Genomic DNA, 11,097 nt, shown 5'->3' on the forward strand with positions numbered 1-11,097 from the left:
GCTTCTCACCCATCAAGTGGGATAAGGCCCCCCGCAGACCACGGGATCAATAGACCAGACCTGCACACGCAGCAATGCGCTCAGGGAACTGGCACTAACCGGCCGAAAACTTACCCACAACCCGCAACCACACCACCACCACAAACACCACACCCCCCACCACAAAAACCCCCGACAAAACACATAAAAAGTTACGGCGGCCATAGCGGCAGGGAAACGCCCGGACCCATCCCGAACCCGGAAGCTAAGCCTGCCAGCGCCGATGATACTACCCAACACGGGTGGAAAAGTAGGACACCGCCGAACACACACACAGAACACCCCCGGAAAACCACCGGGGGTGTTCTCCACTCACCGACCAATGAAATTGGCGAATAACGCCGAATTGTTGTGAATACACGGTGCCCGTATCCTCAAAAGGTGGTCGACGACAACACACATGAGTCCCGTGGGCCGTCGCGGTCCGGGCCCGGTCGCGCCCGGCCTCGCCAGCCGCAGAGCACGCGACAAGACACCGATCGGCCACCGCGTGGTGAGGAGCCGGCGATTCCGGCCGAGATCGACGCGCGGCAGCTGGCGCCCGAAATCCGTCGAGAACTAAGCACTTTGGATCGTGTCAATGCCGACATCGTGGCACGCCACCTGGTCGCCGCCGGTGAACTGCTCGACGATGATCCGCAGGCCGCGCTCGCCCATGCCCGCGCCGCTCGCGCCCGCTCCGGCCGCATTTCCGCGGTGCGCGAAGCGGTCGGCATCGCCGCCTACCAGTGCGGCGATTGGGCACAGGCCCTCGCCGAATTGCGCGCCGCCCGTCGCATGGGCAGCAAATCGCAGCTGCTGCCGATGATCGCCGACTGCGAACGCGGCGTCGGCCGCCCCGAGCGGGCCATCGAACTCGGCCGCAGCCCGGAGGCCGCGCAGCTCACCGGCGACGACGCCGACGAACTACGCATTGTCCTCGCCGGCGCTCGAGCGGACCTCGGTCAGCTCGAGCAGGCGCTGGCCATCCTTTCCACCCCACCGTTGGACCCGGCGCGAATCGGCGAGACCGCTGCGAGGCTCAATTACGCGTGTGCCGAGACCCTGCTAGCGCTCGGCCGTACCGATGAAGCGCTGCAATGGTTTCTGCGTGCTGCGGCGGCCGACGTCGACGGCGTCACGGACGCCGAAGACCGACTGGCCGAGCTGGCGTGATATGACCAGCCTCGCCGAACAGCACGACTGCCTGCTGGTCGATCTCGACGGCACCCTGTTCCGCGGCGCCGAACCGACTGTCGGGGCCGTGGAGACCATGGCGGGAATCACCACGCGCGCGCTGTTCATCACGAACAACGCCTCCCGCTCGGCGGGAGACGTCGCGGCACACCTGCGCGAGCTCGGCTTCAGCGCCAAGCCCGAGGACATCGTCACCAGCGCCCAGACGGCGGCGCGGGTCCTCGCCAAGCAACTGCCGGCGCATGCGCCCGTCCTGATCGTGGGCACCGAGGCGCTAGCGGGCGAGGTTTCCGCAGTCGGGCTGCGACCGGTCCGGAGATGGGACGACGGGCCGGTGGCCGTGGTTCAAGGGCACTCACCGCACACCGGCTGGGCGGACCTCGCGGAGGCCGCGCTGGCCATCCGCGGCGGCGCACTGTGGATCGCTGCCAACGTCGACGTCACCCTGCCGTCCGAGCGCGGTCTGCTGCCCGGCAACGGCGCAATGGTCGCCGCGCTGCGCGCAGCCACCGACCAGGAACCGCAGGTCACCGGTAAGCCCCAGCCCATCCTGATGGCGGATGCGTTGAGACGCGGGAACTTTCGCGCACCGCTCGTCATCGGTGACCGCCTGGACACCGACATCGCCGGCGCCAATGCCGCCAAGCTGCCCAGCCTGCTAGTGCTGACCGGCGTCAGCAGCGCGCAGGACGCGGTCCGGGCCGAGCCCGGCCAGCGGCCGACCTACATCGGGCACGACCTACGGGCACTGCGCGATTCGCCGGAGCCACTTCGTGTCGCCCATCAGCCCGCCTGGCACATCGACATCGACGGACCCATGGTCACCATCAGCGCCGTTGACGACGGCGGCGACGACGACGGGCTGTCGATTGTCCGGGCGGCGGCCAACGCAGTCTGGAACTCGGATCTGAACGGCCGTGCCGTTGTGTTCCTCGCGGGTGACAACGCCGCCCGCGACGCCCTGCAGTGCTGGTCCCTGCTGGAGCCGCAGGATCGGCTAGCGTGAGAAGCGAGATGACTACCGACCCTGAGCAGATCCGCGCCGAAATCGAGGGGCTGCTGGCCGAGTTGCCGGACACCGCCGCAGCCGATGCCGACCTCGACATCGAGGCGATGGCGGCACGGCTCGAGGCCGCGCATGAGGTGCTGGTGCGCGCCCTGGAGTCGGTGGAGAAAGGGTGACCGGCGGTGGCCCGGCGTGCGCGCGTTGACGTCGAGCTGGTGCGCCGTGGACTGGCCCGGTCGCGCCAGCAGGCGGCCGAGCTGATCGGCGCCGGCCGGGTCAGCATCGACGGCATGCCCGCCGCCAAGCCCGCCACCGCCATTGCGGTCACCGCGAGCCTGACCGTCAACGCGGGGGAGCCGGCCTGGGTCTCCCGCGGGGCGCACAAGTTGATCGGTGCGCTCGATACCTTCGGTCTGACGATCGAGGGCAAAAGATGCCTGGACGCGGGCGCTTCCACGGGCGGGTTCACGGAGGTGCTCCTCGACCGCGGGGCCCTCGAGGTGGTCGCGGTCGACGTCGGCTACGGGCAGCTCGCCTGGCCTCTGCGCGCCGACCCGCGCGTGGTGGTTTTGGAACGCACGAATGTCCGCGACCTTTCACCCGGCGTTATCGGCGGACCGGTCGACCTCGTGGTCGCCGACTTATCCTTCATCTCGCTCGCGACCGTGCTGCCCGCGCTGACAGGTTGTGCGTCACCCGACGCCGATATCGTTCCCATGGTGAAGCCCCAGTTCGAGGTCGGAAAAGATCATGTCGGCCCGGGCGGCGTGGTCCATGACGGCCAGCTGCGGGCCGGCGCCGTGCTGGCCGTGGCCCGCCGCGCCGAGCAGTTGGGATGGCACACGCTGGACGCGACGGCCAGCCCGTTACCCGGACCCTCGGGCAACGTCGAATACTTCCTTTGGCTGCGGGCACGCACAGCATGCGGTCTGGTCGGCGACGAGTTGGGGCGGCTCGTGCAGCGCGCCGTCATCGAGGGGCCGCAATGACAGCTAGCCGCACAATTCTGCTGGTGGTCCACACCGGCCGCGACGAAGCCACCGAGACGGCCCGTCGTGTACAGAAAGTGTTGGGCGACAATGGAATCGCACTGCGGGTGCTGGCTGCCGAGGCGGTCGACCGGGGTTCGCTCCACCTGGCGCCCGACGACATGCGCGCCCTCGGCGTGGAAATCGAGGTCGTCGAGCCCAGCGACCGCGCTGCCGAAGGTTGCGAGCTGGTGCTGGTCCTCGGTGGCGATGGGACGTTCCTGCGAGCCGCGGAGTTGGCCCGCAACGCGGACGTGCCGGTACTCGGCGTGAATCTCGGCCGTATCGGATTTCTCGCCGAAGCCGAGGCAGAAGCCATCGACCGGGTCTTGGAGCACGTCATCGCCCGCGACTACCGAGTCGAAGACCGTATGACGCTTGATGTTTCGGTGCACGTCGACGGTCACGTCGTCGGTCACGGGTGGGCAATCAACGAGGCCAGTCTGGAGAAGGGTATCCACCTCGGTGTGCTCGGCGTGGTCCTCGAAGTGGACGGACGCCCCGTTTCAGCGTTCGGGTGCGATGGCGTGCTGGTGTCCACCCCGACCGGCTCCACGGCCTATGCGTTCTCTGCCGGCGGGCCCATCCTGTGGCCCGAACTAGAGGCAATCTTGGTGGTGCCCAACAACGCTCACGCGCTATTCTCGCGGCCCATGGTGACCAGCCCGCAGGCGTGCATCGCGATCGAGGTGGAAGCCGACGGCAACGATGCAATGGTGGTCTGCGACGGCCGCCGCGAGATCCACGTGCCGGCGGGCGCGCGCGTACAGGTGGTTCGATGCGCGACCCCGGTCCGCTGGGTGCGACTCGACAGCGCGCCTTTCACCGACCGCCTGGTGCGCAAGTTCCGGCTGCCGGTCACCGGCTGGCGCGGCCCAACCACATTGGACGACTGAGTGCTCTCCGAAATCCGGATCGAGTCGCTCGGCGCTATCGGCAGCGCCGTGGCGGAATTCGGCCGCGGGCTGACCGTGCTGACCGGTGAAACCGGGACCGGCAAGACCATGGTCGTCACCGGTCTGCACCTCCTCGGCGGCGCCCGCGCCGATGCCACCCGCGTGCGCTCCGGCGCCGAACGGGCTGTCGTCGAGGGACGATTCACGACCGAGGAACTCGATGGGCAACCCGCGGCCGAAGTCGCCGAGATCCTCGACTCGTCGGGTGCCGTCCGTGACGACGACGGCAGCATCATCGCGGCACGCGCGGTCAGCCGCGACGGACCGTCGCGGGCCTACCTCGGCGGCCGCAGCGTGCCCGCCAGGTCGCTGAGTACGTTCACCACCGAGCTGCTCACACTGCACGGACAGAACGACCAACTGCGGCTGATGCGGCCCGACGAGCAGCGCGCCGCCCTCGACCGCTACGCCGACATCGGCGCCAAGCTGGATCGCTACCGCAAGCTGCGCGACGAATGGCTGCACGCGCGCCGGGATCTCGCCGACCGCGCGGCGCGAGCCCGAGAGCTCGCCCAGGAAGCCGACCAGCTGAAGTTCGCGCTCGACGAGATCGCCGCCGTCGACCCGATGCCCGGGGAAGACGACGCGATCGTCGCCGACATCCGGCGTCTTTCGGAGCTCGACGCACTGCGCGAAGCGGCGCAAACCGCCCACGCCTCGTTGTCGGGCAGTCCCGACGCGGGCGACGCCGCGGCGTCGGCCGCCGACTGGGTCGGGCGGGCCAAGTCCGCCCTCGAAGCCACGGACGACGGCGCTCTCAACGGGCTGGCCTCTCAACTCGGCGAGGCGTTGACGCTGATCACCGACGTATCGAGCGAGTTGTCAAGCTATCTCGACGAGCTGCCGAGCGACGCGAGCATGCTCGAGTCAAAGCTGGGCCGCCAGGGTCAGTTGCGCACGTTGACACGCAAGTACGCCGCCGACATCGTCGGCGTGCTGGACTGGGCGCAGGAGGCCCGGGAACGGTTGAGCCAGTTGGATGTCTCCGAAGAAGCCCTGGCCGGGCTCGAGCGCACGGTGGATGAGTTGGCGAGTCAGGTGGCCCGAGCCGCTGCCGATCTGACGAAGGAACGGACCAAGGCGGCCAAGGGCCTGGCCAAGTCCGTCACCGCCGAACTGGCCGGGTTGGCGATGGGCGACGCGGAGTTCACGGTCACGGTGCAGCCCATGCCGGCGCGGGTCGACGATTCCGCACCGGTGATCCTGCCGTCGGGGATGGCGGCGCATGCCGGTTCGGCAGGTGCCGACATCGTCGAGTTCGGCTTCACCGCTCACCGAGGCGCCGCGATCCTGCCGGTCAACAAGAGCGCCTCGGGCGGAGAACTGTCCCGGTTGATGCTGGCGCTCGAAGTGGTGCTCGCCGCGTCAGCAGAGGGCATGACGATGGTCTTCGACGAGGTCGACGCCGGCGTGGGCGGCCGAGCGGCGGTGCAGATCGGGCGACGGCTTGCCCGGCTGGCGCGCACGCACCAGGTCATCGTCGTCACCCACCTGCCGCAGGTCGCCGCCTATGCCGATGTTCACCTCGTGGTCGAGGCCGGCGGCCGGAACGGCACCAGCGACGTGCGCCGGCTCGACGACGACGGCCGGGTCGTGGAGCTGGCCCGCATGCTCGCCGGGTTGGGTGATTCCGACAGCGGCCGTGCACACGCTCGCGAGCTGCTCTCGACTGCCGCAGGGGACCGCGCGGCCGGCTAAGTCACCGCAACCAAGTCGTGTTACTAATGTGACAAAAGCAAACTTGTGAGGCTGGTGTTACGGCGCGCCTCCACGGCTCTCGCCGTTTCGCCGACAGAATCCCCGATATGAAGATGTCAGCGCTTCTGTCTCGCAATGCCAGTTCGCGGCCCGGCCTGGTCGGAACCGCCCGCGTCGATCGCGACACCGACCGGCTGTTGCGCCGCGTCGGATTCGGCGACGTCGCCGTGATCGACGCGCTGGACCTCGACCGGATCACCGCCGACGCGCTGGTGGAGGCCGGCGTCGCCGCCGTGATCAACGCTTCGCCATCGATCTCTGGTCGCTACCCGAATCTGGGACCGGAAGTGCTGGTGGCCAACGGGGTGATGCTGGTCGACGACACCGGGCCCGACGTCTTCAGGAAGGTCAAGGACGGCGCGCGGATACGGCTACATGACGGCGGCGTGTACGCGGGCGATCGCCGGCTGATCCAGGGCGCGGAGCGCGGCGACCATGAGATCTCGGAGCTGATGCACGAGGCCAAGAGCGGGCTGGTCGCCCACCTCGAGGCATTTGCGGGCAACACCATCGAGTTCATCCGCAGCGAAAGCCCGCTTCTGATCGATGGAATCGGCATCCCCGAGATCGACGTCGACCTCAACCGCCGCCACGTCGTGGTCGTGGCCGAAGAAGAGTCGGCCGCAGAAGATCTCAAGTTGCTCAAACCGTTCATCAAGGAGTACCAGCCGGTGCTCGTCGGCGTTGGCACGGGAGCCGACGTGCTCCGCAAGGCGGGTTACCGACCCCAGCTCATCGTGGGCGATCCCGACATCATGAGCGCCGACGTGCTCAGGTGCGGCGCGCACGTCGTTCTGCCCGCCGACGCTGACGGACATGCACCCGGACTGGAGCGCATCCAAGACCTTGGCGTCGGCGCCATGACGTTCCCGGCGGCCGGATCCGCCGCCGACTTGGCACTGCTGCTCGCCGACCACCACGGCGCCTCGTTGATCGTGACCGCGGGGCACACCGCCACGATCGAGGAGTTCTTCGATCGTTCCCGCCAACACAGCCTCCCGTCGACGTTCTTGACCAGGCTCAAGGTGGGTCAGAAGCTGGTGGACGCCAAGGCCGTCGCAACGCTGTACCGCAACAGGATCTCCGGCGGCGCGATCGCGCTGTTGGTGCTGGCGATGCTCATCGCGGTCATCGTGGCGCTGTGGGTATCGAAGGCCGATCACACCGCCGTGGACTGGGTGTTCGGGTATTGGAACCGCTTCTCGCTGTGGGTGCAGCACCTCGTCTCTTAGGACCGTCATCGTGATATCGCTGCGCCAACATGCGTTTTCGCTTGCGGCGGTGTTCCTGGCACTGGCCGTCGGGGTGGTACTGGGTTCCGGGTTGCTGTCGGACACGCTGTTGTCGGGCCTGCGCGACGACAAACGCCAGCTGCAGAATCAGATCAACACCCTCGACCAACAGAAGAACGCGTTGGGCGAAAAGCTGAACTCCGCAGGTGATTTCGACGCGGCGATGGCAGGCCGGATGCTGCACGACTCACTCGCGGAGAAGTCGGTGGTGATCTTCCGCACCCCGGACTCCTCCGATGACGTGGTGCAAGAGCTGACCCGGCTGGTCGGCGAGGCCGGTGGCACCGTGACCGGAACCGTTGCGCTGACAGAGCAGTTCGTCGACGCCAACAACGCCGAAAAGCTATTGTCCGTGGTGAATTCGTCGATCCTGCCCGCAGGTTCGCAGCTGAGCACCGCGTCGGTGGACCAAGGCTCGCAGGCCGGTGACCTGATGGGCATCGTGCTGCAGATCAACAAGAACCCGGCAGCTCCGCCAGTCGACGACGCGCAGCGCAACACCGCACTCGCGGCGCTGCGCGAGACGGGCTTCATCACATACCCCGACAAGCCGATCTCTGCGGCCAATGCTGCGCTGGTGGTGACCGGCGGCGGGCTCGGCGAGGACGCCGGCAACCGGGGCTCCTCCGTCGCGCGGTTCGCCGCGGCGCTGGCGCCGCATGGATCCGGCACGGTGCTGGCCGGCTCCGAGGGTGGCGCCTCGGGCGCCGCCGCGGTGGCGGTGACACGCGCCGATCCGGGCATGGCGACCGCCGTGAGCACTGTCGATGACCTTGACATGGAGTCGGGCCGCATCACCGCGATCCTGGCGCTGCATGACCTGCTCAACGGCGGCCACAGCGCCCATTACGGGACGGGTCAGGGCGCGACAGCGGTGACGGTCCCGCAGTAGGACTCCGACGCAAGCGGGCGGTACCCCCGATCGCTGGCGTGTCAGCGACGGCTTGTCGGCGGCAGTGTTAAGGTGAAATTCCGTGGGTCGGCAGGCCCCAGCTGTTGGAAGCATTGCCTGCGCCGTCGTCACGGGAGTTGCTCTTGCCAGCTTTACGCAAGCATCCGCAAAGCGCCACCAAGCATATCTTCGTCAGCGGCGGCGTGGCGTCTTCGCTCGGCAAGGGCTTGACTGCCTCCAGCCTGGGCCAGCTCCTGACCGCTCGCGGCCTGCAGGTCGTCATGCAGAAACTCGACCCCTACCTCAACGTCGACCCGGGCACGATGAACCCATTTCAACACGGTGAGGTTTTCGTCACCGAGGACGGTGCCGAGACCGACCTCGATGTCGGCCACTACGAGAGGTTCCTCGACCGCAACCTGTCGGGGTCAGCGAATGTGACTACCGGGCAAGTGTATTCGTCGGTCATCGCCAAGGAGCGGCGTGGTGAATACCTCGGCGACACCGTCCAGGTGATCCCGCACATCACCGACGAGATCAAGAGCCGGATCCTGGCGATGGCGCACCCCGACGCCAACGGCAACCGACCGGATGTAGTGATCACCGAGATCGGCGGTACGGTCGGGGACATCGAATCGCAGCCGTTCCTGGAGGCCGCAAGGCAGATCCGCCACGACGTCGGCCGCGAGAACGTCTTCTTTCTGCACGTTTCGCTGGTTCCCTACCTGGCGCCATCTGGCGAACTCAAGACCAAGCCGACGCAACACTCGGTGGCCGCGCTGCGCAGCATCGGTATCACTCCCGATGCGTTGATCCTGCGCAGCGACCGCGACGTGCCCGAGCACCTGAAGAACAAAATCGCGTTGATGTGCGACGTCGACATCGACGGCGTGATCTCAACACCGGATGCGCCGTCGATCTACGACATTCCCAAGGTCCTGCACCGCGAGGAGTTGGACGCCTTCGTCGTGCGCCGGCTGAGCCTGCCCTTCCGCGACGTCGACTGGACGGAATGGGACGACCTGCTGCGGCGGGTACACGAGCCGCAGGAGACCGTCCGCATCGCCCTGGTGGGAAAGTACGTCGACCTGTCCGACGCATACCTCTCGGTCGCCGAGGCGTTACGTGCCGGCGGCTTCAAGCACCACGCAAAGGTTGAAATGCGTTGGGTGGCTTCCGACGACTGCCAAACCGACACTGGCGCGGCGGCGGTTCTCAGTGACGTCCACGGCGTGCTGATCCCCGGCGGATTCGGGATACGCGGCATCGAAGGGAAGATCGGTGCGATCCGTTATGCCCGTACGCATGGGCTGCCGGTGCTCGGCTTGTGTCTGGGGCTGCAATGCATAGTGATCGATGCGGCGCGTTCGGTGGGACTCACCGAGGCCAACTCGGCCGAATTCGACCCCAAAACGCCCGATCCCGTCATCTCCACGATGGCCGACCAGCGGGACGCCGTCGCGGGGGAAGCCGACCTCGGCGGCACGATGCGGCTCGGTGCGTATCCGGCCGTGCTGGAACCGGGATCCATCGTGGCTGAGGCATATCAATCCACCGAGGTTTCTGAGCGGCACCGGCACCGGTACGAGGTGAACAACGAATACCGCGACAAGATCGCCGAGAGCGGGTTGCGGTTCTCCGGCACCTCGCCCGACGGGCACCTGGTTGAATTCGTCGAATACCCACGCGAGGTTCACCCGTTCCTCGTCGGTACCCAGGCGCACCCGGAGCTGAAGAGCCGGCCCACCCGGCCACACCCGCTTTTTGTCGGGTTCATCGGCGCCGCGCTGGATTACAAAGCCGCCGAACGGTTGCCGGTCGAGATTCCGGAACGCCGAGCGAACGGCACCGAGCATCCGGGAGGGGTCGAGGGGCTGCTGCAGCAGCCAGTGGCCCGTGGCTGAGCACGACTTCCAAACCGTCTCTTCCGAAACAGCTTATGCCGGAAGAATTTTGGCGCTGCGTGTCGACCATGTGCTGATGCCTGGCGGGAGCACCGCGACGCGCGAGGTCGTCGAACACTTCGGCGCGGTGGCCATCGCGGCGATCGACGACGACCGCAACCTCGCTATGGTCTATCAGTACCGCCATCCGCTGGGCCGCCGGCTGTGGGAATTGCCCGCGGGGTTGCTCGACACCGAAGGCGAAGACCCGGCGGAAACCGCCGCTCGCGAACTGAAGGAGGAAGCCGGGCTGGCGGCCGAAAACTGGCGAGTTCTGCTAGATGTCGCGTCTTCGCCGGGATTCTCCGACGAATCCGTGCGCACGTATCTGGCGACGGGGTTATCGGACGTCGGCCGCCCGGAAGCCAAGGACGAAGAGGCCGACTTGACGCTGCACTGGTTCCCTCTCGAGCAGGCGGTGCAGATGGTGATGTCCGGTGAAATCGTCAATGCCACTGCGGCCGCCGGTGTGCTGGCCGCATACGCGGCGGTGATCGAGGGCAAGCCGACCCGGCCTGTCGACGCCCAATGGCCGGACCGGCCCTCCGCGTTCGCACGACGGCAGGGCCGATGATGACGACTCTCGCGCCGGCGCTCGACGGACAGCTGCAGGGGTATCTCGACCATCTGACCATCGAGCGTGGCGTCGCGGCCAACACGTTGAGTTCGTATCGTCGCGATCTGCGTCGCTACCAGGAGCATCTCGCGGTGCGCGGCATCGACGACCTCGCCGATGCCAGCGAGGAGGACGTCAGCGACTTCGTCGTCTCTTTGCGCCGCGGCGATCCGCACGCCGGCACGGCCGGGTTATCGGCGGTCTCGGCGGCCCGAGCATTGATCGCGGTGCGCGGGCTACACCGGTTCGCCGCGGCCGAGGGATTGACCACCAGCGACGTCGCAAAGGCGGTCAAGCCGCCCACCCCGGGCCGGCGGCTACCCAAGAGCCTGACCGTCGACGAGGTGCTCGCACTGGTGACCGGCGCGGGCGGTGACGGCCCGGCGGACGG

11 protein-coding genes and 2 rRNA genes are annotated in these 11,097 nt (G+C 67.5%); all 13 read left to right on the plus strand.

Annotated features, from left to right (window positions below; genetic code table 11):
* Positions 1–118 (plus strand): 23S ribosomal RNA (locus tag VKG81_RS01645); the annotation flags it as partial.
* 74 nt (positions 119–192) lie between these two features.
* A 5S ribosomal RNA gene (gene rrf, locus VKG81_RS01650) occupies positions 193–306 on the plus strand.
* Positions 307–420: 114 nt separating this feature from the next.
* Positions 421–1,194, plus strand: a complete 774-nt coding sequence (locus VKG81_RS01655; RefSeq protein ID WP_324389080.1) for a tetratricopeptide repeat protein — start codon at positions 421–423, stop codon at positions 1,192–1,194.
* Between the two features lies 1 nt (position 1,195).
* A complete protein-coding gene (locus VKG81_RS01660) occupies positions 1,196–2,221 on the plus strand; it encodes an HAD-IIA family hydrolase (RefSeq protein WP_324389081.1) in 1,026 nt (341 codons plus the stop codon).
* 8 nt (positions 2,222–2,229) lie between these two features.
* A complete protein-coding gene (locus VKG81_RS01665) occupies positions 2,230–2,397 on the plus strand; it encodes a hypothetical protein (protein WP_324389082.1) in 168 nt (55 codons plus the stop codon).
* Positions 2,398–2,403: 6 nt separating this feature from the next.
* Positions 2,404–3,210 (plus strand): TlyA family RNA methyltransferase, encoded by an 807-nt coding sequence (locus VKG81_RS01670; protein ID WP_324389083.1) that lies wholly within the window; start codon positions 2,404–2,406, stop codon positions 3,208–3,210.
* Positions 3,207–4,145 (plus strand): NAD kinase, encoded by a 939-nt coding sequence (locus VKG81_RS01675; RefSeq protein ID WP_324389084.1) that lies wholly within the window; start codon positions 3,207–3,209, stop codon positions 4,143–4,145. The genes VKG81_RS01670 and VKG81_RS01675 overlap by 4 nt, the downstream gene beginning before the upstream one ends.
* The gene (gene recN / locus VKG81_RS01680; protein WP_324389085.1) at positions 4,146–5,903 is read left to right on the plus strand and encodes a DNA repair protein RecN; all 1,758 of its coding nucleotides are present in this window, start codon (positions 4,146–4,148) and stop codon (positions 5,901–5,903) included.
* A 107-nt stretch (positions 5,904–6,010) separates the two neighbouring features.
* Complete coding sequence (steA, locus tag VKG81_RS01685) at positions 6,011–7,195, plus strand: putative cytokinetic ring protein SteA (protein WP_324389086.1); 1,185 nt, start codon at positions 6,011–6,013, stop codon at positions 7,193–7,195.
* 10 nt (positions 7,196–7,205) lie between these two features.
* Positions 7,206–8,147, plus strand: a complete 942-nt coding sequence (locus VKG81_RS01690) for a copper transporter (RefSeq protein WP_324389087.1) — start codon at positions 7,206–7,208, stop codon at positions 8,145–8,147.
* Positions 8,148–8,290: 143 nt separating this feature from the next.
* Positions 8,291–10,051, plus strand: a complete 1,761-nt coding sequence (locus tag VKG81_RS01695) for a CTP synthase (protein WP_324389088.1) — start codon at positions 8,291–8,293, stop codon at positions 10,049–10,051.
* A complete protein-coding gene (locus tag VKG81_RS01700; RefSeq protein ID WP_324389089.1) occupies positions 10,044–10,664 on the plus strand; it encodes an NUDIX hydrolase in 621 nt (206 codons plus the stop codon). Before VKG81_RS01695 ends, VKG81_RS01700 begins: the two co-directional genes overlap by 8 nt.
* On the plus strand, positions 10,664–11,097 hold a 434-nt coding region (locus tag VKG81_RS01705), incomplete at its 3' end, for a site-specific integrase (protein WP_324389090.1). The genes VKG81_RS01700 and VKG81_RS01705, both read left to right, overlap by 1 nt.

It is taken from the genome of Mycobacterium sp., assembly GCF_035314905.1.
Taxonomy (GTDB): Bacteria; Actinomycetota; Actinomycetes; order Mycobacteriales; family Mycobacteriaceae; genus Mycobacterium.

Bases quoted from the DNA above. Each gene is read 5' to 3' on its own strand.
- steA (WP_324389086.1), top strand. From the start codon at position 6,011: ATGAAGATGTCAGCGCTTCTGTCTCGCAATGCCAGTTCGCGGCCCGGC.
- VKG81_RS01675 (WP_324389084.1), top strand. From the start codon at position 3,207: ATGACAGCTAGCCGCACAATTCTGCTGGTGGTCCACACCGGCCGCGAC.
- VKG81_RS01665 (WP_324389082.1), top strand. From the start codon at position 2,230: ATGACTACCGACCCTGAGCAGATCCGCGCCGAAATCGAGGGGCTGCTG.
- VKG81_RS01660 (WP_324389081.1), top strand. From the start codon at position 1,196: ATGACCAGCCTCGCCGAACAGCACGACTGCCTGCTGGTCGATCTCGAC.